Source organism: Micromonospora cabrerizensis (assembly GCF_022230955.1).
In the GTDB taxonomy this organism is placed as follows: Bacteria; Actinomycetota; Actinomycetes; order Mycobacteriales; family Micromonosporaceae; genus Micromonospora; species Micromonospora cabrerizensis.
On record NZ_JAKKFI010000046.1, the window covers coordinates 1 to 26,342 of the forward strand.

Sequence of the window (26,342 nt, forward strand, 5' to 3'; positions counted from 1 at the left end):
GCCTGCCCGCCGGAGAACGTGTCACCTCGGATGAGTGGCCGGCCCAGCGCGTCGTGGAATGGCCCGGTGGGGCTGTCGGCCACCGCGACGCCCAGGTGTTTGGTGGTGTTGCCGCTGGCCGCGCCGCCGCTGAAGTACAGGTAGTAGCGGCCGTTGGCGCTCGCCACCGCCGGCGCCCAGGCCGAGTTGTCCGCCCAGGACACGTCCGGGCCGTGATCGAGGATCACGCCGTGGTCGGTCCAGTTGACCAGGTCGGTGGAGGAGAACGCCTTGTAGTAGCTGCCGGCCCAGCTCGCGTAGCCGTCAGTGGTCGGGTACAGGTAGTAGCGACCGTTGAAGGCGGCGATGTGCGGGTCGGCGAAGAGGCCCGGGATCACCGGGCCTCTGGTGGTCCTGGGCGCCCAGGGCGCGACGAGGCGGAAGGAGCTGTCCGCCCGAAACGTGGCCGTGTCCTGGTAGGCGTCGAGCCAGAGCGCGAAGTCGCGGTGCCGGATGCGCCGGTTCGGGTAGTTGTACGAGGTCAGCGTCACCGATCCGGCGACCGATCCCTCCACCGCGCAGAATGTGGCGTCGGCTCGGAACGTCGCGTCACCGGCGTTGGGGTCGATCCGCAGCCGGTAGTCGCGGTGCCGCAGGAACATGCCGTTCTTGGTCTGGAACGAGTAGCAGGCGGGTGATGCCAGACCGTTGACCACTGTGAAGGTGGCATCGAGCTTGACCTGGTTGGCGCTGCCGGAGGTCACCGGATCGAGTTGCCCGAGGTAGTCGACGTGCCGCACGTACCGTCCGGGCTGGTTGACCGCCTCCAGGGAGACGGCACCGGTCGGCAGCGTGGCGGCCTGCGCCGGTCCGTCGGCGACCACCACGAGAGCGGCGGCGGCCACGGCGGAGAGGGCCAGGATCCGGATGCGGACGTAGCCGTTGGCCAGGGTCACGACTCCTCCTCCGGGCGACCATCAATGTTAGCGTTAACAAGATCAAACCGTGCGTGGCTCGGGGTCAAGATGGTTTTGCGCGACGGGCAACCTGCCGAACGGGACAACACTGGTGCGCCGAGCGGTACAGGCACAATGTGTTCTGCTCGTTAAGTGCGCGTTGCGGACCAGTGTTAGCGATCGCATCAACGGGTGTCAAGGATCGACCAATCTCGTTTTCCTTGATCGCGCCGCCACGGGCGGGCGCTATCGTTCTGGCATGGTGCTCACGTCATCCGATGCCATCGGTGCCGCCTTCCTCGCCGACGAGCCGGCCGACGGCGTCGACCTCAGCCTGTTCGGACAGTTCACCGGCTCCTGGGCGTTGGACTGCACGGAGTACGGCCCCGACGGGTCCTCGACCGTTCGACGAGGCGAGTGGCACTTCGGGTACGCCCTGGGCGGCCGGGCCACCACCGATGTCTGGATCCTGCCGGGCGTCGAACACGGCGTCAGCGTGCGATTCCCCGATCCCACCGCCGGCGCCGGGGTCTGGCGCTCGACGTGGGTGGGACCGGGACGGCGTCGAACTCACACATTCCTGGCCGCCCGTGTCGGCGACCAGATCGTGCTCGACGGCGGCGACCTCCGCTGGACCTTCTCGGACATCGAGGCAGACGAGTTCCGCTGGCGCAACGAGGCACGACAACCCGATGGCACGTGGCGACGTGAGCAGACGTTCCGGGTGTGGCGGCAGACCTGATCCTCCGCAGCCGAAGTCTCTCCTGCCGGGTCTCCCAGGGGCCTGCTCGGCTCGGACTATCCGTACCGCCTGGATCGCGGCGGCCCTCACCGGCCTGTTCGGTGTCGCCCTCATCGCCTTCGGGCTGTTCGTCACCGACGTCGCTGGGCAGGCCCAGCGCAGCTGGCACGGCATCGCGCACCACGCCGCCGGCAGCGTGGCGTTCCTGTCCCTGCCGCTGCTGACCTTCACCTGGGCACTCCACGCGGCCCACCGTCGGTCCTGTGTCTGGGCGCCAACAAGCACGGTCGCCCGCGTGACCATGCTTGTCCTCATCCAGGGCCTGGCCATCGCCGAATACCGCGGCCTGTGCCAGCGCCTCACCATCGGAGCTGGCTGGACCTGGATCACCGCCTTCGCCCTGCACCTCCGTCGCGCGACGCCCGTTTGGCCAGGTGCGGCAGCAGATCGCCGCGGTCCCGGGCGGCGTCGGTGGCACGAGAGTTCCTGGTGTCAGGCGGTGGCGAGTCGGACAACGTCCCGTCGGTGCCCCAGCCCGCCGTAAGCTCCTCGCGGGCCGCGGTCATTTGCCGGCCGACATCCCGTGTGTTCGACCGAGAGGGTAGTCAGATCCGGTGTCCGGTCCGGCTGCACCTGGCCAGCGTTCAGGGCGGTGACCAGCTGGGGTCAGCGGGTTTTCTCAAACCAGGCCGCGACCAACTCCAGCGGGCGGCGGCGACCGGTGAACATCGTGACCGTGTTACGGAGGTCGTAGGTCTGGCGGGTATCCGTGGGCGTGGTTATGAGGTGGTTGAGCATAAAGGGGGCTAACCAGAAGTACTTCGCGGCGCCGGTGAGTTGGATGGCACGGCGGACGGTAGCGGCGTCCACCGCGCCGGCGAGGCCGCGAAGGTAGCCGGTGGTGACCAGTTCGACGACCTCGTCGATCAGGACCAGGTCGACCAGGCCGTCGAAGAACGTGTCGAGGATGAGGTTGGCGGCGTCCTCGCCGAGTGGACCTGGGCCGACGAAGCTCCAGTCCAGCAGCACCGGCCCCGAGTCGTCGACGATCAGGTTCGTCGGCCAGACGTCGTGGTGGCAGAGGGTGCGGGGCAGCTCATCCGTGGCACGCAGCACGTCGTACCGGCGGAGCCAAAGCTCTCGTAGGCTGGCCCGCAGGTCGTGCGGCCAGGCCGAGGCCGCGGTGGGATGGTCCCAGGGGATCGGTTCGGTGACGGGGCGGGTCGTGGTGTAGTCGCGCAGCCAGTCGCGGGACAACCATGGCTCGGTGGGGCGCCGGCGCAGCCAAAACGCGTGCCCAGCGCCGAGCCGCTCGGCGAAGTCGCCAAGCGTCGCGGGCGTTGCCGCGGTGCCTGGCACACCGTCGACGTGCTCCAGCCACAGCGCGACCGACCCGTCGGGCCGGTCCGTCCACTCCAGCAGGGCCGGAGCGCGGATGCCCGCCGCCGAATAGGCAGTCTCCGCCAGCCCATCGCGGTAGGCCAGGGCTTCTCGCTGCCAGTAGTTCCAGTGGCCCTGGTCGGTGCTCGCCGCCCAGTGCGCGGGCACCCCGTTCCGGCCAGGCGGGGCCGCGATCTTCAAGATCGTATTCCGGCTATCGCGGTTCACCCGCCAGATACCACCGGTCGCCCCGTTGAGTGAGTTATGAGTCAGCAGCTCGGCCTCCGACTGCCGCCCCACGAGATCACCAGGCGGGTTCATCAGCGCATCCTATGTACCGCTCTCGGCTGGACGCTGGCCAACCCGCCGGGCTTGGTCGGTCACCCACGGGGTGAGACGCGACTATCGACGCTCTGTCGGCCCTCCGCCGGAGCAGTGAGCAGGGCTTCCGAGGGTCACCGTCCGGAAATGTCAGCGTCGTCTGCAAGGCTGCTGCGCGATAAATGCCACCACGTCCTGCAACACAGCGCACCCGGCAGCCACGGTGAGCAACTCGCGATCCGCGTCGTCCCGGGAACAGGCTCCGGTGACCTCACCGGGCTCGCGGGAGCTTTCGAGATCATCCAGTCCGACGACGGCGGCCACTCCTACGTCTTGGAGTACACCCTGGCCTGACGCACGCAGGCGTCGCCGTCTTCTGGGTGTGGCGTCTGCCCCCGGCGCACAAACCGCTCCAGAAACTCGTGGCCGGCCGAAGGCGGGCGCGTCAGTTCTGGATGGAGAATGTCGCGACGACACCGTTGTGGTCGGATTTGGTGCCCCCGACTATGTCGTAGCCGGTCATCCACATCAGCTGGTACTCGGGCAGCCGCTTCCAGAAGTAGACGTAGTCGATATGTCGGTTGCCGTGGGTTCCGGTGCCCTTCTCGCCGTAGAGGTTGTAGTTGGAGCGCAGATTCGGCAGCTCGCTGGCCTCGAAGACCTGCCACGGGAACTTCGCGTACCCGTAGCTCCGGTCGGCGCTGAAGTCGACGTTGAGGTCTCCGCTCACGATGACCTGGCCCTCGTCCTGCTTGTCGACCGCCAGGTCCTTGAGGCCGCGGAAGTGCGCCTCGGCGCATCTGGTGCGCGGCAGATCCTCGGGCCGGCCGGCGTTTTCGATGCCGGCCACCGCGTGGGCGTTGATGTGGGTCACGTTGCGGCCACTGGCCTTGTGCCGGTACTTGACCCAGTTGTTGTACCGCGCGGGCGGCACCTCGCCGGGGCCGTTGGTGTCACAGACGAAGATCGACCCCTTGTCGAGTACGTCGAACATGCTCTTCCTGGCGATCAACGCTTCGCCAGCCTGGTTGGTCCCGCCCGGCGCGTACAACCACCAGCCGTTGTCGGCCGCCCAGCTCTCCAGGAACGCCTTGCGGGCACCGACCTCGTTGAGACCGACGAGGTCTGCCTTGGACGCGATCAGGTTCAGGTCGTGCACGAAGTCGGCCTGGCTCAGCCCGTAGAAGATGTTCAGCGTCGCCGCCTTGAAGCCCGCGCTCGCGGCAGCCGCAGGGGCCGGCGGCAGCAGGGCCGCCACCAGCGCGACCGCAACCGCGAGAGCGCCCAGGGCGCGGGCCTGCCAGTCCGTTGTCCTGCGCATCGACGTCCCTCCGCACAAACCGCCGTCGGTGGCGGCCAACAAACCCTATCGATTCAAGTCGACGCGACACCGAACGTCCGGTAACGAAGGATCGACAGACCTGGGTCGTCCGAAGGGCAACTCGGGGTCGTCCACGTGCCGTTCGCCGACCCCCTACTGTCCGGTGGGCGCGCCACCGTCCTCGACGCCGCCCGCAATGCCGATTGGCGGCCGGTCGGCGGCGGCACATGGTCGTCATCGAGGGGCCGCGCTCCTCCACCCGCGCCGAATCGGTGTGGCACGCTGGTGACGCCGCCGCGCCGGGCGGGCCGCAGCGGACGGCGCTGTCAGCCCGCCGGCTCGGGCGGGGCCGGCAGCCGGTGCCGCCGGATCAGCCGCTGCCCGATGAAGGTCCGCCAGACCCGGTCCGCGACTGTCGGCTCGACGATCCAGAGCCGACGCTGCGCCTCGGCGAGGGTGAGCGGCGCATTGAACAGATCCAGGAACAGCCGACTGCTGCGGTTGAGCGCGAACACCTGACCGTCGACCCGGCGGAACAGGTGCCGGTCCGCCGGCAGGTCGCCGGGGACGCCCTCCTGCTCGTCGGACCGGATCCGCCGGTACGCCTCCCAGACCTGCTCGTCGTCGCGGTCCACGAAGGAGCCGTTCGCGAGGAACTCGGTCTGGTCGTCGGTGTCGTGCCGAACCCGGTCGTGGGCGAGGACGCCACGCACGGCCGTGCCGTACCGGTCGTGGTAGAAGAACGTGTGCGGGGTGTCGGTGCTGCCCAGCCACGGACGGTGGTAGTGCCCGGGGTTCAGGCCGGCCTTGGCCTGGGCGACCTCGGCCTGCGCCGCCTCGGTCACCGGCTCGTCGTACTTGAGCATCCGGACGATGTCCGACCCCTCCACCGGCCGTACGTTGGTGAGGCCGAACCGGTCCGGCTCCTTGGCGACGATGGCACCCGGGGTCAGCATGAAGTCGCCGAGCCCGCCGAGGGTCCACAGGTCCGGGTTGTCACGCAGGAAGTTGACGCTGTCCAGCGCCTCTTCGCGGGTCTCGGTGGGAAAGCCGGTGAAGCCCATCATCTGCACACCGATGTTGGCCTTGGTCATCGCCATCATGGTGCGTCGTGCCTGCTCCGGCTTCGTGCCCTTGTCGATCAGGTCGAGGATGCGCTGGTTACCGGACTCGAAGCCGACCGAGATGGCCACGCAGCCACTGCGCCTCAACAACTCGCAGCGCTCGTCCGACCAGTACTTCTCCAGCCGGATCTCGGCACCCCACCGGAAGTCCAGCCCTCGCTCGACGACCCGCTCGGCGAAACGCAGGATGGTCGCGGGAGCGAGCACGTCGACCGAGAAGTAGATGAACTTGGCGAACTTCGACAGCTCGGTGACGTCCGCGACCATGGTGTCCACCGTGTCCTGCCGCCACGGGCTGGTCGGGCCGTCGGTGTTCAGGCCGTAGTCGCAGAACGTGCACTTGTTCCAGTAGCAGCCTCGGCTCGGCGAGTAGTAGACGAACCGCTCCGGGCTGAGGTAGAGGTCCCAGGGCAGGCCGGAGAAGTCCGGCACCGGCACCTGCGCCAGGCGCTCGTAGCGCAGGGGCAGTTGACGCTGGCGACCGTACTTGGGGTGCAGCCGGACGTTGGGGTGCCCGGCCGGCAGCGTGCCCGCCGCCACCGCGTCCAGGATCTCCGTGTACGCGCTCTCCCCCTCCCCGACCACGATCGTGTCGAAGTCGGCCAGCACCTGGAAGACGTACTCGGGTTTGCTGGCGCACTTCCAGACGTCGGAGATCTCCGTGCCGCCCGCGATGAGGAAGACGTCCGGGCAGGCCTGCCGGATGAGTCGGGCGATCCAGAGCGCGAACGGCAGCTGCCACTGGTAGGTGGCGCTGATGCCGATCACCTGGTGCCCTCCGGCGGCCAGCCGCGGGATCAGCACGTCCTCGTAGTACGGCAGGAAGGGACGGTTGAGCCGCGCGAGCAGTGCCTCGTCGGTCAGCGCCGCCACCGAGCCGATCGAGATCATCGGTGGCGGGTGGAGCCGGAAGCCGGCGTGGAACTGCCCGGGGAACCCGACCGTGCCGAGCGCGTCCATCCAGGAGATGACGCCCTCGACGGCGTCCTGGTAGTGCCGGTAGTCGTAGAACAGGGTCGGATCCTGCAACACCCCGATCGACCGGCGCAGTCGCTCCGGATCGGGGTCGGGCAGGCCGAGCTGGTTCGCCCGGGCCATCAGCGCGTCCGGGCCGCTGAGGTCGTCGATCGAGAGCCGGGACAGCTCCTTCCGCAGCCACTCGTAGGCCGATGGGGTGTACGAGTGGTGGAACGCCTCGATGTTGGCATCGATGATCTCCGCCGGCCGGTGCCCCTGCGCCCGGGCGTAGGAGTCGAGGTAGTTCAGGGAGTGGTATCCCGACGTGGGATCGGTCAGCGGGGGGTAGATCAGTGCCGCCTTCACGGTGCCGCTCATCCGACTCCTCCTCAGCCGATCCGGGCCGCTGAACCGGCCAGGGTGTTCTCCTGCGCGCGCGTGGCCACCGCAGGCAGTCGCGGGGCACCGAACGCCTTGACGTACGCGACCAGCGGTTCGGCGGCGTACCGGAACGCCGCCAGGTCGACGAACCCCCGGTCCCACGCCGCCGCTTCCAGCCCGTCGGCGGCACAGCCCCACAGCCGCGCGAAGCACGCGTCGACGACCTCGGTGCGGAAGTGCAGCCGGCCACCCGGGCGGCGGTGCCCCGTCGTACGCGGAACGAGCGTCTCGTTCAGCGACGCCGCGGTCGCCGCGACCTGCCGTGCCGCGGCGAGCAACGCGGGGGTACGCAGTGGCGCCGCGACCATCCACAGCGCGAGGCTGCGGTGTGGCGAGGTGCCGAACGCCCGTACCAGCACCCGCAGCACCGCCTCGCGGTCGTCGAGTGCCCGTTCGGAGTCGGTCAGCCAGTCCCACCCGCTCGGCGGCGCGGCGGTCAGCCCTCGCCGGCGGGCCACCTCCCGGGCGTGCTCCTCGACCATCGGGTCGGCGATGTCGACCTCGGCCAACCCGGCCAGCACGCCCCGCCGGTGCCAGGCCGTCGACTCGGGGTGCAGCAGCATCAGCACCGTGGCGGCCTCCCGGTCGCTGACCCAGTGCCCGCCGACCGACTCTCCGGCGAACCGCGACCGCCAGGTGTCCAGGAAGCGGGTGTGCAGGTTGTCGATCGGCTGGTCGCCGGCATGCGCCGGACACAGCTCGGGAGCGTCGTCCGCGGCCATCGACAGCAGCAACCGCGCGTCGGTGCCCTTGGTGTCGCAGGGGTCCTGCCGGTGCCACGTCAGGAACCGGTTCACCACGCCCGCCGCCTCGGGTGGCGCGCTGCGCTCCAGCGCCCGGTACGACCGCCGCCGGAAGGGCAGCTCCCGGCCGATGTCCAGCAGCAGCACCGCCTCGGCGTCGCTGAGCACGCCGGCCGCGACGGCGCGGCGCAGCGCCACCCGGATGTTCACCAGCGGGACACTCAGGGCCTGGTGGCCCTCCTCGGCGGGCCCGTGCACGACCGCCACCTCGTCGTCGCCCGTGACGATCCCGTCGCGGTAGAGCTGGAACACCTCGCCCACGCCACGCATCCCGAACGGCCACAGCTCGGCGGCGCGCAGGGCGCCCATGCTGGCGGCGCCGGCCACGGTCACACCACGGTCGAGCAGGTCGAGAATCTCCCGGTGGCGGACCGGTGGGTGTTGCAGGAAGAACCCGTCGATGACGAGGACCCGGTCACCGGGTACGACGTCCAGGCGGAGCAGGTCGCCGTGCGCGACGGGCGGCAGCACCACCGCGTCGGGCAGCAGCCGACCGACCTCCTCGGCCGGCAGGCTCGGGCCGATGAAGACGACGTCAGTCACGGGGCACTCCCGGTCGGGTACTCAGGGCCCGCTCGTCGAACATCCGCAGGCCGGGGGCGAACACCTTGCTCACCGGGATGCCGATGTCGTCGTGCGTCAGGTCGACGCTGAACGGCTCGACGCCGGTGACCCGTTGCACCCGCGACGCAAGCTCACGCAGCACCTGGGTCACGTCCCCCACCGGTGGGGCATTCCGCCGGACCGGCCGGACGGGTCGGTCGACGGTAGGAGGTGGCACCGGAGGCGCGCCGACGTCGTGGTACGCGGTGGCGTCGATGTCGTCCCGGGCGCCGGAGACCATGACCAGCCGTGACTGCGCCGCCTCCGCCATGGCCCGACCGACGGCGATCTCCGGGTCCACGTGGCAGCCGAAGCCGCCGAAGGTGACCGGCAGGTCCTCCGACCAGATCGAGGCGGCGTAGCAGGGCACGTCGACCGCGTTGGTGATGTCGCAGACCTCCACCCAGCAACCGGCCCGCAGCAGCGCCTCGTGCACCGTGCGGGTCATCGCGTTGGTGGCGGTGCCCGGGTCGGCATAGGTGCGCTCGGCCAACGGTGAGGTGCAGTACGGGGCGATGCAGTCGCGTTCGACGACCTCCAGCAGGGCGTGCAGGCTGGCCTCGGCGAAGGTGTTCCCGGTGGCCAGCCCGTTGCTGCTGGGGGTGAACAGGGCGCGGTCCCAGTCGCGCCGGACGGTGAAGTCGAGCTCGATGGTGGCGCGGGGCACCAGGCAACGCGCACCGGTCACCAGCCCACGGCCGGCCACCCAGTCGAGCTCGACGGCAGAGGTCAGGGGTGACCGTTCCGCCAGGTGCAGCCACCGGACGTCGTACGGGAGGTCGAGCGCCTCGGCCGGGGACCGGACGACGGTCCCCGGCCGGAGGTTCTCGGCATGCCAGGACTCGATGCTCTCCATGACCGCGCTGACCCGGGCCTGCGTCGCGGTGGCGCCGGTGCCGACGCTCACCGCCATGGTGGCTCCGACCGGCCGGTAGGCGACGTGCACCGGTAGGCCGATCTCGTCGAGCCGGGTGATGTCGGCGACCCGGGTGATCCGGAACCGGTCGAGGATGCCACCGACCCGCTCCCAGGTCTGCTCCACGGTGGCCGTCCGGTAGGTGCCGGATCGGAACGCGATGGTCTCGGTCGTGTCAGTCATCGAGGCTCCCGGCGGGGGGTGGGGAACTCAGAGGATGAGGACGGCGATGATGTTGACGTTGTTGTCGGCGATCGGGGCCACGCCGCCGGCGACCGTCTCCAGCTCGGCCTCGGTCAGCTCGTTGAGGTCGACCAGCGGCACCTCGGGCACGTGCAGCACGTGCAGGCCGGGCGTGCCGGCCCAGTCGGCGACGACCTGGTCCTTGGTGTAGAGCGTGGCGGGCTGGGCGCGGTCGACCTCGACCCTGGCGCCGGGGGCGACCGGCAGGCCGGCCGCCGTCGCGTAGGCGGTCGGGTCGGCGAGCAGGCGCTGGAGTTCGTCGTCGCTGCGCCATACCGCGGTGACCAGTTCCGAGTACTTGGTCACGAACCTCGCGCCATATTCCTGTTCGTCGTTGCTCATCGTTCGGTCCTTTCCTCGGGGTGACTGCGAGACGGGGGTGATCGCTGTGGCGAGAACGCTACGAAGATCGAGCTTCGACAATCAACGATTTCGCGTTACTGCCATCAGAATCTGCCGCGCCGGCCAGTGCGCGGCTGACTTCGGTGTCAGGTGCAGCAGCACGGGCAGCAGCAGGCGCAGCTGGGGTCCAGGCCGGCGACGACGCTGTCCAGCTCGTCCTCGGCCAGTTCCGCCTGGGCCACCGGCAACAGCGACGGCACGAAGAGCACGAAGGTGCCGGTGCTCCCCGCCTGCTGCCAGGACTCGACCTGCACCTCGAGGTCCGGATCGGAGTCGGCGACGTCCCGCACCACGCGGACCTGCACATCCTCCGACAGGTGCAGCCCGTAGCCGGCGAGGAACCCGCGGGGGTCCCGGTCGAGCGCCTGCTCCTTGACCGGGTCGGCCCAGACGTCGGCGACCAGCCGGCTGTACGCGGCCACGAAGACCGCTCGATCGACAGGTGTCACACCCTGCTCCCTTCGGTGGTCGACCGCCGGTGGCGGCGACGGGCAGCGCGGGAGGTTCCGGGCCGCCGGTTTCGCTTCATGGTGGGTCACCGGCGAATCCGGTCCGTCCGGAGAGCGGGAATTTCATCGAATGTGGCCGCGAAAAGGTCACGCTGCGGCGAAAGCCGGGTAATTGGGAATCCGTGACTTGCGGCGGATGGCGATCCTAATGATTGTCACCACTGTGGACAAGTAGTAATTCCTCGCCTGTCACCCGCCCGGTGCCCACACCTACGCTGCGATCGGCGGACCGCACAGCGCGACAGCGGTTCGACGGGGTTGCCGTGTTCCGTCACCGAGTGCTGCCGGAGGCCACCGTGACCATCGACGAGGTGACGACGCCCGGCGGCCCGGGCGGGTACAGCGTGGAGGAACTCGCCCGCAAGGTGGGGATGTCGCCCCGCAACATCCGTGCCCACCAGGCCCGGCGACTGCTGCCGCCGCCGGTGCGGCGTGGCCGGGCGGCGCTCTACGACGACTCCCACGTCCGTCGGCTGGACGCGATCCTCGCTCTGCAACGACAGGGCTTCAACCTGGTGTCCATCGAGGCGATGCTCGGGGTCCGGGCCAGTGACGAGGCGCCCGACGGATTGACCGCGATGCTGCAACGCCTGACCGCCGACCGTCCCGCGCTGGCCCACGCGCTGACCCGGCACGGCGTGATCGGCCGGACCACCGACGGCACCGTCCGCACCGTTCGGCCACGCCCGCTGCGCGCCGCCCTGGACCTGCACCGGGTACGAGTGGGCACGGTGCCGGCTCTACAGACCCTCAGCGAGGTGCTGGACAGCCTCCGGCCGGTGGCCGACGAACTGGTCGCCGCCGTCACCGCCCGACTGCTGGCCCTCGCCCCGGAGCTGGTACGCGGCGGTGCCCGGTCGTCCTGGGCCGACCTCGACCGGGAAACCCTGCTGCTGACCCAGGGCGTGGTCAACGTGCTCACCGAGGCGTTCCGGCTCGCCGTGGAGAACCAGTCGGAGGCGCACGTCGCCGAGCTGCTGGAGAACCACCTCGACGCGGACGTGTGCCTGGAGGACAGCACTGACATCGACAACGGCTGACCGGCCCGTCAGCTCGTGGCGGGCTGCCCGTCCGCCTGCCGGCTCTCCGGCACGGCGTCGGACCGCTCCGGCTCGGTGAGCAGTTGCCGCCGCGCCAACCGGTGGAAAAGCCCCTCCGGGTGGTCCATCAGCTCGTCGAAGGTGCCCCGCTGGACGATCCGTCCCGCTTCGAGGACCACGATGGTGTCCGCCGCCCGGACCGTGGACAACCGGTGGGCGATGACCACCCGGGTCGCGGCCAGGGCCGCGGTGCTCCGGCTGACCACCTCCTGGGTGCGGTTGTCCAGGGCGCTCGTCGCCTCGTCGAGGTAGATGATCCGGGGCAGCGGGGCCAGCGCGCGGGCGATCAGCACCCGCTGCCGCTGCCCGACGGAGAGCGTCCCACCGCCGAAGGGCACCATCGTGCTCATCCCCATCGGCAGCGCCTCCAGGTCGTCGGCGAGGCCGGCCATCCGCGCCGCCTCCCAGACCTGGTCGAGGGGGAAGCTGCCGGCCCCGCAGATGTTGTCCCGTACCGAGCCGGCGAAGAGCTGGCCGTCCTGCAGGACCACCCCGCACTGCCGGCGGACCGCGTGCACGTCGAGTTCGGAGAGATCCTGGCCGTCGTAGAGCACCGCGCCCTGCTGCTGGCGTTCGAAGCCGAGCAGCAACCGGAGAAGCGTGGACTTACCGCAGCCACTCGGTCCGACGATGGCGACGAACTCACCCGGGCGGATGTGCAGGTCGATGTCGACGAGCACGGGTGGCTCGTCCGGCTGGTAGGCGAAGGTGAGCCGGTGCAGCGCGATCTCGCCGCGCAACTCCCCCGGGTCCACCCGGTCCGGGCGCGCCTCGGGGTCGGCCCGCAGGATCTCCCGCAGGCTGCCCAGCCGGGGCACCGCCGCGATCACCTCGACCCCGGCCGACACCAGCACCAGCAGCGCGCCGAGCAGCATCGCGAAACCGACGTTGAGAACGAAGAAGTTGGCCGGCGTGACCCGGCCGGCCAGCGGCCCCATCAGCACGGCGAACAGCACCAGTTGACCGGCGACCGGCAGCACGGTGCCGAAGGCGACCAGGCCCGCCTGACTCTGCCGGACCCGTTGCAGCGCCGCCCGGGCCGTCGCGGCCACCTCCGACCACCGTGCGTGGGCACGGGTCTCGGCCGCCGCCAGCTTGATCTTGACGATGCCGCCGAGCAGTTGGTTGGTCATCGCCGCCGCCCGGTGCTCGGCCGGCAGCGCGGACCGTTGCTGGCGGACGATCAGGACGGCGAACGCGCCGAAGGTCAGCATCGTGACGGCGACGATCCCCGCCGCCCACAGCCCGAGCACGGGCTCGACCACCAGGAGCATGCCGAGGGTCACCGCGACGGTCGCGGCCGCCGTGACGAGCTGCGGCAGCAGCGCGCTCAGCGCCTCACCGACGAACGAGATCCCCAACATCGAGTTGGCGATCTCACCGCTGCTGCGACCGGCGAAGAACCGGGCCGGCAGCCGCATGAGCCGGTCCCAGATCGCCAGCTGCGCGCCGGACTGCATTCGGCCGTCCAACCGCAGCAGGCGCAGGTTCTGCACCACACCCACCAGCCCCGCGACCACGGCGGCGCTGAGCATCAGCGCGAGGAAGCCGACCAGGCCGTCCACCTCGCCCTGCCGGGCCAGTTGGCCGAGCACCTGGCCGGTGGCCAGCGGCACGCCCAGGCCCAGCAGGGCCACGCAGGTGGCGGCGAACAGCAGACCCCGCACGTCGCGGGACGCACCGACCAGCCCGGCCCGCAGCAGGTGACGCATCCGGGCGGTCGATGGCAGCGGCGCCTGCACCTCGGTCGCCTCGGCGGCGAACGTCGCGGCCGTCGTCGCGTCGATCGGCCCGTACGCCCGGGTGTCCGGGTCGACGTGGTGGTAGCGGCCCCGGCGAAACACCAGCGGCACCGCGACGGCGCGCTCCGGGTCGTCGCCGGCCCGCCACCCCACCAGTGGCCCCAGGTCCCGCCGCCACCACCGGTCCGGCAGCCGCACCTCCCGCAGGAACAGGCTGGAGGCCCGGGTCACCGCGTGCACCGCCGCCCGGTCGTCCAGTGGCGCGCGGCTGCGGTCGGCCGGCTCGTTGATCGGGCTGCCCATCCCCTCGGTGACCACCCGGACCACCGAGGCCGCCCGCCCGTACCGGTCGAAGCCGGCCTCGGTGTCCGGCACCGGGACCGCACCGCCCGCACCGATCACCCCGATCGACCGGCGGGCCGCCGCGGCGAGCACCGCCGCGTCGGTCTCCCGGCGCCGCTGCACGGCGCTCAGCAGGGCCGCGTCGGCCTCCTCGATCCGGGTCTCCACCATCCGCAGGAGCCGGGCCACGTGCTGGTCCACGGCCGATCGCAGCTGACCGTTGACCAGCAGGTCCCAGCTGCCGTGGCTCTCCACCGCGCACGGCGACTCGGCCACCACCCAGTCCCGCTCGGCGACCAGCAGCAGCTCCCGCTCCCCCGACATCTCCGCCGGGCCACCATCGTTGCGTCGCAGTTGTCCACCGGCGCTGCGCAGCCACCACGCGCCGCCGGTGGAGGTGAGGGCACTCCCCTCCGACAGCGAGATGATCTCGCGGCCAGAGAGCGTGGACGCCTCCCGAGGGGCCTGCCCGCGGCGCAGCGCGTCGGCGATCGTGACCAGCACCAAATCCACCGCCGCGACCAGCTCCGTCGCGGCGGTCCGCGCGCGCAGCAACGCTGCCTCGTCCGCCACCCGGCCGAGCCGGACGTGCCGCTCCAGCAGCGAGAGGTGACGCCGGGACAGCCCGCGCAGCTCCGTGCCGGGCAGCGGCACCAGGATCAACTGCCACGCACCGATCGCGGTGGACGTCGGCACCAGGCCACCGGCGGGCAGCCGGGCCACGTGGTGACGACGCGAGGGGCTCATCCCGGCCCGGCGCACCGCGAACAGGTCGGCCTCACCCCCGGTCACCAACCAGCCGGCCGCCGGGCCGTCCAGGCGACAGACCTGTCGTACGCCGTCCGAGCAGAAGCCGATCAGGCCGCCGGCCGGGGGATCCTCCACCGCGCCACTCATCAGCGTCTCCTCGGATCGTCGTGGTCAGTGGTCCCGGACCAGGCGCGCGTACGCCCCGTCCCGGGCGACGAGCTGCTCGTGGGTGCCACGCTCCACCTCCCGACCGCCGTCGAGCACGACGATCAGGTCGCAGTCGCGGACCGTGGACAGGCGGTGGGCCACGATCAGGCAGGTCGCTCCCCGCCGGCGCAGGTGCAGGTCGATCCGGCGCTCGGTCTCGGCGTCCAGAGCGCTGGTGGCCTCGTCCAGCACCAGCACCCGGGGGTTGCGCACGAGGGCACGGGCGATCTCCAGCCGCTGCCGCTGGCCACCGGAGAAGTTGCGGGCGTTCTCCCGCACCGGGCTGCCGAGACCACCCGGACGGGCCGCGACCTCGTCGTAGAGGCACGCGTCGGTCAGCGCGGTGACGACGTCCTCGTCGGCGACCGTGAGGTCCCACATGGTGACGTTGTCCCGGACCGTCCCCTCGAACAGCCGTTGGTCCTGGTCCACCATGGCGACGGTGGCCGCCCAGAGCCCGTCGTCGGCCGTCGCCCGTTCGAGGCCGTCCACGGTGACCCGGCCGGTCCAGGGACGGTAGAGCCCCGCGACCAGCCGGCCAACCGTCGACTTGCCACTGCCGGACCGCCCGACGAGCGCCACCCGGGCACCCGGCGGCAGGTCCAGGCTGAAGTTCTCCAGCAGTGGACGACCCAGCGGGTTGTAGCCGAAGGTGACCTCCTCGATGCGCAGGTGCCCCTCCATCGGCGTCAGCGGGCGGGCGGGTCGGTCCTGGGCCGACGGCAGTGGGTAGCGCTCCACGTCCCGCAGCCGGTTCAGGTCGGCGCTCATGTCCTGCAGGCGCGAGCCCAGCGCGGTCAGATTGCCCAGCGGCCGGTTCATCGCGACGGCCAGACTCTGCATGCCGACCAGCACGCCGACGCTCATCGCCTCCGCCACGACCTGCCGGCTACCCAACCCCAGCAGCACCGCGGTGGTCCCCGAGGCGAGCAGCGCCGGCAGGACCGAGAGCACCGCGGTGGGCACCCCGAGCCGTTGCTGACGGGTGGCGACGGTGGCGTGGCGCGCCGCGAACCGGGCCACGGCGCGTTCCTCCTCGCCGCCGGCCTTCACCGTCTCGATCATCTGAACGGTGGTGTAGACCGTCGTCACCAGCTTGCTGCGATCCGCCTGGAGGCCGGCGACGGCGGTGGACCGGGTCGAGGCGACATAGCGGAGCACGCTGACGTTCAGCCCGGCGAGGACCACCGCGCACAACCCGAGCAGCAGGTCGTAGTGGCAGAGCAGAGCCCCGTACGCCAGCACCAGGCCGGTGTCCACCACGGTGGTGGCCGTCCGGCGGGTGAGCACCTCGGCGACCACCTCGTTGCCGCGGACCCGCTGGCTGAGATCGGCGGCCTGCCGCTGGTCGAAGAACGCCGGCGGCAGCCGCAGCAGATGTCGGAAGAACCGGGCGGCGCTGGCGAGGGCGAGCGCCGTCTCCGCGCGTACGGTCAGGCGTTGCTGAAGCAGGCTGGCCAGGAAGGTCAGCACGGTGGCCACCGCCACCGCCGCCACCAGGCCGGCGAACGCGGCCCGGTCCTCCTGCAACAGCACCCGGTCGACGAAGACCTTGGCCATCACCGGGACGGTCAGACCGACCACGGCGATCAGCAGGCCGAGCAGCAGCATCTGCGCGATCGCCGAGCCCGGGCCGCGCCACCGCTCGGCCAGCGCCCGCAGCAGTCGGTAGCGGGTGCCGCCGGGCCGGAACTCCGGGCCGGGCTCCATGGTGAGCACGATGCCGGTGAAGGCGCCGTCGAACTCCTCCCAGCTCACCGCGCGGGGGCCGGTGGCCGGATCGTTGATGAAGACCTTACGGCCGAGCCCTTCCAGCACCACGAAGTGCTCGAACCGCCAGAACAGCACCGCCGGCAGCGCCACGGTGGCCAGGCCGGTCAGGTCCATCTGGAAACCCTTGGCCACCATCCCGTACCGGCGGGCGCCCTTGAGCACGGTGGCCGCGGTGGAGCCGTCCCGGCTCACGCCGCACACCCGACGCAACTCCTCCAGCGGCACGTGCCGACCGTGGTGAGCGAGCAGGATCCCCAGCGCGGCGGCACCGCACTCCACCGCCTCCATCTGGATCAGCGTGGGCGTACGGACCCGTCGACGCCGAAGCCTGGGCAGCTCCGGGGTGCCGCCGACAGCGGTCGTCGGCGCGCTCATCGCCGCAGCAACCAGTCGATCGGGTGTTCCCGGTCCACCGTGAACCAGGCGGTGACCTCGCTGGCCGAGTTGAGCTGGAACGGCGGCGGGGACCTGGTCCAGCGCAGGCCGCCCGGGGCGGCCGGGTCGGGCTCCAGGGCGACCGTCACCCGCACCACGCTGCCGCGGGCGAGCAGCCGCCGGACGTCCGGCCCGGTGCCCAGGAAGGCGCGCAGCGAGGCCTCGGTCTCCGGGAAGGCACCGACCGTGGTCACCTGACCGGCCAGCGTGCCGAACACGTTGCGCGGGGCGGCAGCCGCGGCCACCTCGACGGACACGCCGGGTTGCAGCAGCGGGGCGGCGACGGCGGGGGCGTAGACGACGGCCTGCAACGCGTCCCCGGCGGCGTCGAGCCGTTCCAGGTCGGCCAGGTGCGTGCCCGGGGTGACGATCTCGCCCTCCGAGACCAGCCAGGCGACGACGTACGCGTCACCCGGCGCGGTCTCCACCCGCACCTTGCCGTCGGCCGTACGCAGGCTGTAGAGGGGTGTGCCCTTCGGCACCCGCTGGTGCGGTGACGCCCACACCTTGGTGACCTGGCCGCTGTCGAGCGCGTCGAGGGCCGAGATCCCGTTCGAGTGGATGAGCACCCCGGCCGCCTCGACGGTCCGGGGCACCACCGTGCGAACAGACCAGACACCCGCGGCGACCACGACGATGACCAGCGCGGTGGTGGCCAGCCAGTTCGGCACCGTGGTCAGTCGGACCGCCCGGTCGAGTTGCTCGGGCGCCTCCAACTGGCGTAGCGCCTGCCGCCGGAACTTCATGGCCGGCCCTCCCCCGTGGCCGGGCCGGTGGCGCGGCGTGAGCCGAGCAGGAAGTCGGCCACGCTCGGCTCGACCAGCGGGTCGAGCCCGGACAGCTCGGCGAAGGCCTGGGAGTCCCCGGCGCCGAGGGCGCACGGTGCCAGCCCCATGGCGGTGGCGACGAGGTACATCTGCTGGGTCAGCACACCCGCGTCCTTGAGAATCATGGCGTAGCTCATCCCTTCGTACTTCCACATGAGCCGCTGGACCCGGGCGGTGACCACCAGGACCGTCTGCGGTGGCCGAGGCAGGGCGCCGGACGCCCGGGCGTACGCCAGCAGCCGGTCCGCGGCCGGCCCCCAGGCGGCGACGGGCTCCAGCCGGTGCCCGACGGCGTCGTAGTGGTAGAGCCCGGGGTCGAGCCCGGCGCAGCGCGCTACCAGTGGATAGATCTCCAGCTCGTAGACTCCGCCGCCGCCCGGGTAGGGACGGTGGCCGATCTCCTGCCCGCCGGCCGCACCGACGGCGCTGGTGTGCTGCGACCGGTGCAGGAACTCGGCCAGCCGTTCCAGGGGCAGCGGCGCGGCGTCGTCGTGTTCGCGCACGCTGCGCCGGTCCGTGACGACCTGACTGAACGCGGGGTCCGCCTTGGCGATCGTCGCCAGGTCCGGCAGCGGCAGCTCGATCGCCCGGCCCCCCTCGTACGGGCGGCGCAGCGGTTGCGGCGCGAAGCGCCCCCGCATCCGGTAGGTGCCGCCCACCGGCAGCGCGTGTCCGCCAGCCCGGGACCGGTGGTGCAACCGCAACTCCTCCGGCGACCAGTAGGCCAGCGGCGCGTCGTCGCACTCCGCCTCGAACTCGGCGTCGGTGACCAGGATCCGGGCGGTGGCCAACTCGTCGAGCACCCGCCCGGCGGCTTCCGGCGGCACGCCGAGCGTGCGGGCCACCGTGTCGGCTCCGACGCCCGGCACGGCGGCGGCCAGTACCGCGCCGACGGCGACGTCGGCGCAGCCGACAACGAGGGTGCTCAGCGGCGATGCGGCCACCAGCATTCCCCGGTCGTGCTGGAGGGCGGCGAAGCGGGAGAGCCGGTAACGGATCCCGGGTGTGTGCAGGCGACTCTCCGGCAGGCTGCCCCGACCCAGCCCGGTGGGCACCAGGTCGAGCAGCGGCCGATCGTCGACCTGGACGCGGCGCTCCAGCCAGGAGTGGGCGAGCAGCCGGCGCAGCAGCAACTGCGCGGGCAACACCCGGTTCTCGCCCTCCAGGCCGCTGATCAGCCGGCCGACCTCGACGTCGTTGACCCAGTCGGCGGCGAGCCGCAGCAGCAGGGCCCGCCGGCCCATGCCCGGTTGCTCCAGGGTGAGCTGGAAGCGGGTCTGCCGCAGTGTCAGTGAGCCGTCCTCACCGAGCCGCAGCTCCGCGTCGCGGCGCAGCCGGTACGACTCCTGGATCGGCGGACCGCCGACCGAGCCGCTCACGACGGCCACCGACCGACCGGGTCCACCACGGTGGTCATCCCCACATCCTTCCCACGGTCCCGGTGTGCCCGGGAACGCCGGCTAGAAGAAGACGTTCAGCGGGTTGGCCGACGTCTCGTCGGCGGCCAGCGGACCCCGGCCGAGCTGGGCCGGCACGTTCCACAGCCGGCCGGGGCCGAGCCGCCGCCAGAAGTGCCGCAGGCCCGGCACGACGACCTTCACAACTGCCAGGTCGACATCCGGGCGGGACTGGTCGACGACGATCACCTCCAGGCCGGCCCGCTCCGCCCGGCGTACGCACCGACGCACGTCATCCCCGACGTCGCCGGTGGTCAGCGCCGGGTGGTCCGTGGCGGTGCGCGGCGGCCGGGTCGGATCCGGGGCCAGCCAGGGTTGGTCGGCGACCCGTACGGTGCCGAACCAGCGCGCGGTGTCCGGGTCGTCGACGCCGTACCGGTTGCGGGCGGAGGCGGGTCCGGCGACGGCGGGCAGGAACTGGTTCACCTCGGTGAGCGCCCGGGTCAGCGCGACCCGCGCGTCCAGGTGCGCGCCGAAGCCGACCAGGACGTCCTCCGGCCCTCCGTCGACCCGCTGGGACACCGCGGCGAACGTGGGTACGCCGAGGTCGGCGGTCAGGTCGAGGGCCCACAGTTCACGGCCCAGGGCGGTGGCGTGATGGTCGACGCAGGCCGCGGTCCACGGGTCGCCGAACGAGGCGAGGTCCACGCCGGGCATCCGGGACCGGTGGTACCACCACAGGGCCACGCTGTCGCGCTCCACGAGTTCGCAGAAGCCCTGGAGGATCGCCTCGGACAGGTTGCCGCCGGCCGCGCAGCCGTTCGAGTCGGCCGAGCACACCCCCAGCCCGGTCAGCTCCGGATGCCCGTACCAGCAGTGCGCGGCGGGCAGCTCGCGCGGTGTCTGCCGGGTCAGCGACCAACCCGTGGTCCAGTCCAGCTCCACCTCGTCGGGCAGCGGGCGGGGAACGCGGTGCAGGTGGCCCAGGTCGCGGTTGAGCCGGTCCCGGTCGGCGTACTGGCGTTCCGAGAAGAGCAGCAACTCCCGCAGGTGCACCGCACGGTCCGGACCGAGCTGCCGGTAGGTGGCCCGGTGCACCGGGCGGTCGCCGCGCCACACCCCGCAGTAGCGCTCCACCGCCTCCCCGACCGCGCTCACCCGGGCCTGCAGGTCGGTTCGGCCCTTGCCGCCGCTCTGGCCGCGCAGGTTGCGGCGCAACGCGGCGAGCTGGCGGGGCTGGGCGAAGTTGTGCCCGGCCGAGTAGGTGTGGGTGACGCCGTTGTCGGTCACCTCCAACGGGGTCAGCCGGCTCACCACACCCAGATACCGGCTGACGTGGTGGGCGAGCGAGGCGTACGCCTCGGCGGGATCCCGGGTGCGGGAGTCCCCGGTCCGGCTGGGCTGGGCGCCGCTCGGTGGGAGGTCGATCCGTGGCTCGGCCTTGCCGACGAGGTCCGGGTCGCCGCAGGCGGGGCACTGTGGCTGGCGTACCAGTTGGTGGCTCTCCGTGCTCAGGTCCCGGGTGTCCAGGGCGACCATCCGACCGGTGAGGCGGGGCGACGCGCCCCGGACGGCGAGCACGGCGAGTTCCGCGGCGAGCAGACCGGCGGCCATGGTGGCCAGGCCGGGCAGGACCGCGCGGCCGGGCTGCGGCAGCGGACCGGCCAGGTCCTGTCCGTCGAGGAAGGCGTTCACCTGTTCGTTCTCCTGCCAGCGTTGCCGCAGGCAGGCCCAGCATCCGGTGCGGCCCGGCACGAGGTGCGGGCCGAGGAAGACGACGTTGCCGTGTGGCCGGGCCAGCGTCCACGGGCGACCGGCGGCCAGGTGGCGGTCGTTGATCAGCGCCAGCCGAGGGTCGAGCATCGACGATGGCAGCACCAGCACCTGGGCGGTGCCGGGGCCCGGATCCAGTGTGTCCGGCCCGATCACTGTCGGGGCGAGCCCGAGGGCGCGCAGCGCGTCGGCGGTCTCGGCCACCCGGGGCGCTCCCAGGTCCACGATGGTGACCGTGCCCCCGGCCATCCACCGCCGCCCGGCGTCGGGAGGCACACCTCGGGCGTCCCAGCCGGCGGCCTCGGCTGCCGAGGTGTTCGCCGGACCGGACACCAGAAGGCCGTGGTCGCGCAGCCGGGCGAGGGCTGCGGCGACGGCGGCGACCGGATGTTTGGTGGCCAGCCGCGCCACCACGTCGGCCAGCGGCACGGCACCGTCGAGCTGGTCGGCCAGGTCCGCGGCGACCGGGTCGTCGATGAGCAGGCTGCGGGTCTCCCCCAGCACCACGAGCGGACCGTCGGGCAGCCGCACCGGCACGTAGTCCGATCGGAAGCGCGGACGCCACATGGGTTCCTCCCGAGCCTCGTGGCCGGACCGCGGCACCACCGACCCCGTCGGCGGTCACGGCTGCTGTCATCGTCGCGGTCCGGTGTGCCCCGATCCGAGTGATGCCACCGGTTTCTGCCGTCACCGGCGCCGGTGGGCCGGGTCAGCCGGCGGTGACGGTCAGCGCGGTGTCGTTGAGCCCCAGCACCGAAGTGCCGACCGTCTGTGCCGGTACGAGCACCACGAAGGTCTCCACCCGGGTGACCCGGATCGACTTTCCGCTGATCGCCTTGAGCTGACCGGTGGCGATCAGGTCCGGGCTCTGCGGCTCCAACCGGACGGTGGCCGGGCCGCCGGGCGCCGGGCGCAGCGTGTCGGTGGCGTGGATCGTCAGGAAGGTCAGCGTGCCAGTCGGCACCGCGACGGCGCAGTCGGACCACTCCGCCCGGTCCATCGTCCGCTGCACGGCCCCGCCGACACCGGCGAGCTGCTGCCCGTAGACCTCCCAACCGCCGGCGAACTGGCCGTCGAGCAGCGGGCTCGACACGACGAGGGACCGGTTGCCCGTCGTGGACCCGATGCTGCGGGCGAACACCTCGGCGGCGAGGGCCCGGCGGCTGGTCTCGTCCAGGGCGGCGCCGCCCGCGGTGGCCGGCCGGCCGGCGATGCTCCGGGCGACCACCAGCGAGGGCTGCGTGACCTGAACGTTGTGACTGAGCTTCCACTGGCCGTCGGCACCCAGCACGAACTGGCTGACGTCCGTGGGAGCCAGCTCCGAGCCGGCCAACCGGAGAGTGGCCGTCGCGAGGAAACAGGACGGTTCGCCGGGTGGCACCGCGAAGACCGGGTTGATGTGCTGGAAGGACGGTTGCGCACGCTGGTTGTAGGTGGCCCGGCGGACTGCGGCGATGCTGAGGTCCAGCGAGGGTGAAACCTCCTGGGCCCGCAGCGCCTCGACGTCACCGGCCACCGAGGCGGCCGAGTCGGCCTGGTCGAAGGCGGTGAGCACGAGCGCGGCCCGGTCCCGACCGAACGCGGCCGAACCGTTCGGCGCCGGGGTGGCCGCGTCCACCGGCTCGCCACCGCAACCGGTCAGCAGGACCAGCGCCACGGTGGCGGCGGCGAACGGCGTCACCGGCACGACGGGGGTACGCGGGCTCCTGACGGATCTTCTGCCCAGCATCTCGTCCTCCATCCACCACCGGTGCACGGGAATCGCGCCCGATGAAGTCGAGTATGTGAGCGGCTGTCGGGCCACGACGGTGGCGGCGCGGCCTCGTGCTGCCCGGCCTGTCGACGTTGCACCGATCGACGTCATCGGACCTGGGTCGCGGTCACCGATCGGTGTCATCGAGCCGAGCGACCCAGGCGGCCAGACCTGACCGGGAAGCGACGCCGGTCTTGCGGTAGAGGCGGGTCAGGTGCGCCTCCACCGTGCGGGGACTGATGTTCAGCTGTCGCCCGATCAGCCGACTGGTGGCCCCGGTCGCCGCCAGCCGCGCGATGTGCCACTCCCGGTCGGTCAGGGCGGCGACCTCGCGCGGGCCGACCGGACGGGCCAGTCGCAGGCCGACCCGTTCCGTCCCGCACCACCCGGCCAGCTCCAGCGCCCGGCGGCTGGCCCGCGTCGCCAGGCCGGTCTGGCCTGCGGCTTCGGCCGCCCGGGCCAGGGAGGCCAGGGCAAGGCTGCGCCGCAGCACCATCCCGCCGGCACGGAACAGGTCGGCCGCGGTCTCCAGGTGCGACAGCGCCGCCCGGACCTCGCCGCGGGCGAGCAGCACCTCGCCGTACGCCGACTCGGCGAAGCCCCGCTGCCCGGGCAGACCGACCTGATCCGCCTCGGCCATTGCCAACCGTGCCTGCCGCTCGGCGTCGTCCACCTCGCCCGCGGCGAGCGCGGCGGCGCAGAGCAGCTCGTACCACCTGGGCCGCAGCGACGTCTGAAGACGGCTCAGCCGGCTGTCGCCGCCGGCGGAGCGCACCAGTTCGGCGCAGGTCGCCGGATCACCCGACAGCAGCGCCGCGGTCGCCAGCGCCGTCGCGGCGGTACGACCGCACCAGGTGGCGAGGTCGGTGGCGATTCCGGTGGCGCTGCGGGCCAGCGCCACCGCCCGGTCGTCGTCCCGGAGGCCACCACGCCACGCCGTCGCCTCCGCCTCGAACGCCAGGGCGAAGCTCAGCAGGTGGTGACTGCCGATGCGCCGGGCGACGATGCCCGCCTCGGTGGCCAGTCCGATGGCGGTGTTCAGCTGCCCGCCGTGGTAGGCCACCTGACTGCGGCCGAGCAGCAGCTGGCACAGGCCGTCGTCGCGGTGCGAGGCCCGGACGAGCGCCAGCCCCCGGTCGAGGTGCCGCACCGCGTCGGCCTGCCGTTCGACGTACAACTCGCTCAGGCCGAGTGCGGTGAGGCAGTCCGGGTGGTCCCGCACGTCGGTGTCCGGCAGCGAGTCGACGATCCGGGCGCCGGCATCGAGCAGACCCCGGGCGTCGTCGAGCGCGCCGTCGTGTGCGGCGGCCAGACTGCGGACGGCCAGCAGGCTGGCCCGGTCCGCGCCGGAGCCGCCGGCATCTCCGCTGAGCACGTCGGGCAGCCCCGTCACGGGACGACCGGCCAGGATGCCGGCGACGCCGATCTCGGTGGCGAGGCGGTAGCCGTCACTGGGGCCGGCACCGGCTGGCAGGGCGGCCAACTCCCGCCGGCTGATGGCCGCCGCCTCCGCGTAGTTGCCGAGCAGGCGTTCCACTCGCGCCCACAGGGCTACTGCCTGCGCCCGTCGTCCTTCGGGGCCGGCGGGGAACAGCGGCACGATCTCCTGGAGCAGGGCCCTGCTCTCGGCCAGGTCGCCCGCCTCGCCGGTGATCTCGGCCAGCGCGAGCGACACGTCCTGGCGACGTTGCGTCAGACCGGCCGTCGGCCGCAGCGCACGCAACGCCAACCGCAGCCACCGGATGGCCAGGTCCGGCGTCTCGCGCCGGACCTCCTGCGCGGCCCGGCACAGCACGTTGACGCAGCGGTCGGCCCAGCGGCCGCTCGGCAGGGCGAGCAGGCGCTCCGCGTAGCGGGCCCGGTCCGCCGGTGGCGCGCCCAGATCGACCAGCGCGGTGAGCGCTCGCGCACACGCCTCCACCTGCCACTGCGCGTCGGTGTCCTGGGCGACCGCCATCCGCAGCACCGGGTGCCGGAAGGCGAACCGTCCGGTGCCGGGGACGCGGCGGATCAGGTCGAGCCTGGCCAACCGCCAGCCGGCCTCGACCGCCAGGGACGTCGGGACCTGCGCGACCTCGGCCAGCAGGTCCGCGGTGAAGGGCGCGTCGACGATCGCCCCGGCCCGCAGACAGGCCAGCTCGACGGGAGGCAGGTTCGTCCACTCGCGGCGCAGCACGGCCACCGCGGCGTCGGACAGCCGGGCGCCGTGTGCCTCCCGGATCGGGTCCGGGCTGTTCGAGGTGGGCCCGCTCGGCAGCACCGCCAGGTAGCCGGGGTTGCCGCCGCTCAGGTCGTACCGGGTGCGCAGCTCGACCTGGTCGACGTGCGGGTGCAGGAGTGCGACCTCAGCGAGGCTGAGTGGGCGGAGTTCGATCCGGTCGTGTGAGGTCGGTGTCGCATCGGCGTGCTCGTCGGGATGGGGTGGGCCGAACGGCATCGGGGTCGCCGTCTGCCGCGGGCGATAGACGAGCACGAGCAGCAGCGGGGCGGGCACCGGATACCGCAGGAGGTGGGCGATCAGGCCGATGGAGGATGGATCCGCCCAGTGCAGGTCGTCGAGGACCAGCACCAGACCGTCCCGGGCAGCGAGGCCGATCAGCCGGCGGGCCAGCTGGTAGGTCCGGAACCGCCGGGCGTCGGACGCCCGCGCCGGCGCCGCTGGCACCGCGGCGGCGGACGCCGCCCAGCTCTCCCCGGTGGACCGGCCGGCACGCAGCCCACGGCGCAGTGACTGCCCCTCGGTGAAGGCGTGTCGAAACACGTGGAAGGGGACCCCTCGCTCATCCGGCGAGCAGGTTCCGACAGCCCAGGGGACGGTGGGGGCGCACCGCTCCAGTGCCTCGTGGACGAACCGCGTCTTGCCGATGCCCGGCTCCCCGACGACCTCGCACACCATCTGCCGACCACGGCTCAGCACGGCGGCCTGGGCTCTTCCGATACGTGCCAACTGTGCTCGCCGCCCGACGAAGCGCGGGCTCGATGCGCTTTCCAGCCCAGGTGTCATCACATAGACCAGCGCCTTCCGGCACACACTCAATGGGAATTGATAGCACTATACCGGAGCGTCGCCAAACGATGAAACATACCGACCCCTATTCAACGGGTGGTGAGACGCAGGTTCCTTTCGACACCGCGTCACGACCCGCAGAAAAGGACCGGTCACCAGAAGCGCGGAATGATGTCCCTGAAACCCAATAAATCACCCGCACCTCCTGCACTGCACAACCAACGATTCCCAGGTCAACGCAGGTCTCGGGAGGCTTATCGCCAGGACGCCCAAGTAATCATTGAAGGCTCACGCCCAATCCGATATCACCACGATCATGGCCGCCCGTCTCGAATCGCCCGAAGCGGTCATATTTCTACCTCGGACTTCGGCCAGGACGCTCACCGCCCACCTGATGAACGGTCGACGACGGCCCTCCGGCGACAAATGACTGGGATCCCACCCGCAATCTTCCACCCGCCGCCAATCGTCAACATGCGAACAGCAACTTGCACCCAAGAAGGCCGCAGGCGTCCAGCTCGATCCGCTGCTCTGGCCTG

At 71.9% G+C, this 26,342-nt stretch carries 19 protein-coding genes; 4 read left to right on the forward strand and 15 right to left on the reverse strand.

Going from position 1 to position 26,342, the window contains the following annotated elements:
- A partial coding sequence (locus tag LADH09A_RS05930; protein ID WP_238643745.1) for an AbfB domain-containing protein occupies positions 1–935 on the reverse strand: 935 nt, incomplete at its 3' end.
- A gap of 259 nt (positions 936–1,194) precedes the next feature.
- On the opposite strand from LADH09A_RS05930, the gene LADH09A_RS05935 reads away from it, so the two are divergent.
- On the forward strand, positions 1,195–1,677 hold the full coding sequence (locus LADH09A_RS05935) for a hypothetical protein (protein ID WP_238643747.1): 483 nt from the start codon (positions 1,195–1,197) through the stop codon (positions 1,675–1,677).
- Positions 1,628–2,221, forward strand: a complete 594-nt coding sequence (locus LADH09A_RS32035; RefSeq protein ID WP_372492232.1) for a DUF998 domain-containing protein — start codon at positions 1,628–1,630, stop codon at positions 2,219–2,221. The genes LADH09A_RS05935 and LADH09A_RS32035 overlap by 50 nt, the downstream gene beginning before the upstream one ends.
- Positions 2,222–2,343: 122 nt before the next feature.
- On the opposite strand, the gene LADH09A_RS05940 is transcribed toward LADH09A_RS32035, so the two are convergent.
- On the reverse strand, positions 2,344–3,258 hold the full coding sequence (locus LADH09A_RS05940; RefSeq protein ID WP_238643749.1) for a phosphotransferase: 915 nt from the start codon (positions 3,256–3,258) through the stop codon (positions 2,344–2,346).
- 267 nt (positions 3,259–3,525) lie between these two features.
- On the opposite strand from LADH09A_RS05940, the gene LADH09A_RS05945 reads away from it, so the two are divergent.
- Positions 3,526–3,732 carry a DUF3224 domain-containing protein gene (locus tag LADH09A_RS05945; protein WP_238643752.1) on the forward strand — a complete coding sequence of 69 codons (207 nt, stop codon included), beginning with the start codon at positions 3,526–3,528 and terminating at the stop codon, positions 3,730–3,732.
- A gap of 91 nt (positions 3,733–3,823) precedes the next feature.
- On the opposite strand, the gene LADH09A_RS05950 is transcribed toward LADH09A_RS05945, so the two are convergent.
- From LADH09A_RS05950 to LADH09A_RS05975, 6 genes are all read right to left on the reverse strand, one after another.
- On the reverse strand, positions 3,824–4,699 hold the full coding sequence (locus LADH09A_RS05950) for an endonuclease/exonuclease/phosphatase family protein (protein WP_238643753.1): 876 nt from the start codon (positions 4,697–4,699) through the stop codon (positions 3,824–3,826).
- A 326-nt stretch (positions 4,700–5,025) separates the two neighbouring features.
- Positions 5,026–7,158 carry a B12-binding domain-containing radical SAM protein gene (locus tag LADH09A_RS05955; RefSeq protein ID WP_238643755.1) on the reverse strand — a complete coding sequence of 711 codons (2,133 nt, stop codon included), beginning with the start codon at positions 7,156–7,158 and terminating at the stop codon, positions 5,026–5,028.
- An 11-nt stretch (positions 7,159–7,169) separates the two neighbouring features.
- Positions 7,170–8,567, reverse strand: a complete 1,398-nt coding sequence (locus LADH09A_RS05960; RefSeq protein WP_238643757.1) for a TfuA-like protein — start codon at positions 8,565–8,567, stop codon at positions 7,170–7,172.
- Positions 8,560–9,726, reverse strand: a complete 1,167-nt coding sequence (locus tag LADH09A_RS05965) for a YcaO-like family protein (RefSeq protein WP_238643759.1) — start codon at positions 9,724–9,726, stop codon at positions 8,560–8,562. The genes LADH09A_RS05960 and LADH09A_RS05965 overlap by 8 nt, the downstream gene beginning before the upstream one ends.
- 27 nt (positions 9,727–9,753) lie before the next feature.
- Positions 9,754–10,128 carry a class IIb bacteriocin, lactobin A/cerein 7B family gene (locus LADH09A_RS05970; protein ID WP_238643761.1) on the reverse strand — a complete coding sequence of 125 codons (375 nt, stop codon included), beginning with the start codon at positions 10,126–10,128 and terminating at the stop codon, positions 9,754–9,756.
- Between the two features lie 146 nt (positions 10,129–10,274).
- Positions 10,275–10,637 carry a hypothetical protein gene (locus LADH09A_RS05975; RefSeq protein WP_238643763.1) on the reverse strand — a complete coding sequence of 121 codons (363 nt, stop codon included), beginning with the start codon at positions 10,635–10,637 and terminating at the stop codon, positions 10,275–10,277.
- Positions 10,638–10,960: 323 nt separating this feature from the next.
- Between LADH09A_RS05975 and LADH09A_RS05980 the strand changes: the two genes are divergently transcribed.
- Positions 10,961–11,737: a MerR family transcriptional regulator gene (locus tag LADH09A_RS05980; RefSeq protein WP_238643765.1), complete on the forward strand. Its 777-nt coding sequence runs from the start codon at positions 10,961–10,963 to the stop codon at positions 11,735–11,737.
- Between the two features lie 8 nt (positions 11,738–11,745).
- On the opposite strand, the gene LADH09A_RS05985 is transcribed toward LADH09A_RS05980, so the two are convergent.
- The 7 genes from LADH09A_RS05985 to LADH09A_RS06015 all read right to left on the reverse strand — a co-directional run bounded on the left by LADH09A_RS05985 (position 11,746) and on the right by LADH09A_RS06015 (position 25,800).
- Positions 11,746–14,778: an ATP-binding cassette domain-containing protein gene (locus LADH09A_RS05985; RefSeq protein WP_238643767.1), complete on the reverse strand. Its 3,033-nt coding sequence runs from the start codon at positions 14,776–14,778 to the stop codon at positions 11,746–11,748.
- 24 nt (positions 14,779–14,802) lie between these two features.
- Positions 14,803–16,986, reverse strand: coding sequence for an NHLP family bacteriocin export ABC transporter peptidase/permease/ATPase subunit (locus tag LADH09A_RS05990; protein WP_238643769.1), 2,184 nt, complete (start codon positions 16,984–16,986; stop codon positions 14,803–14,805).
- Entirely contained in the window at positions 16,983–17,792 is an 810-nt protein-coding gene (locus tag LADH09A_RS05995; RefSeq protein WP_238643770.1) for an HlyD family efflux transporter periplasmic adaptor subunit, read from the reverse strand. The genes LADH09A_RS05990 and LADH09A_RS05995 overlap by 4 nt, the downstream gene beginning before the upstream one ends.
- Positions 17,789–19,252, reverse strand: a complete 1,464-nt coding sequence (locus tag LADH09A_RS31845; RefSeq protein ID WP_238643771.1) for a SagB/ThcOx family dehydrogenase — start codon at positions 19,250–19,252, stop codon at positions 17,789–17,791. The genes LADH09A_RS05995 and LADH09A_RS31845 overlap by 4 nt, the downstream gene beginning before the upstream one ends.
- Before the next feature lie 81 nt (positions 19,253–19,333).
- Positions 19,334–21,610 carry a TOMM precursor leader peptide-binding protein gene (locus LADH09A_RS06005; RefSeq protein ID WP_238643772.1) on the reverse strand — a complete coding sequence of 759 codons (2,277 nt, stop codon included), beginning with the start codon at positions 21,608–21,610 and terminating at the stop codon, positions 19,334–19,336.
- Positions 21,611–21,752: 142 nt separating this feature from the next.
- The gene (locus LADH09A_RS06010; RefSeq protein ID WP_238643773.1) at positions 21,753–22,772 is read right to left on the reverse strand and encodes a hypothetical protein; all 1,020 of its coding nucleotides are present in this window, start codon (positions 22,770–22,772) and stop codon (positions 21,753–21,755) included.
- A 151-nt stretch (positions 22,773–22,923) separates the two neighbouring features.
- Positions 22,924–25,800 (reverse strand): ATP-binding protein, encoded by a 2,877-nt coding sequence (locus LADH09A_RS06015; protein WP_274529096.1) that lies wholly within the window; start codon positions 25,798–25,800, stop codon positions 22,924–22,926.
- Positions 25,801–26,342 lie beyond the last annotated feature (542 nt).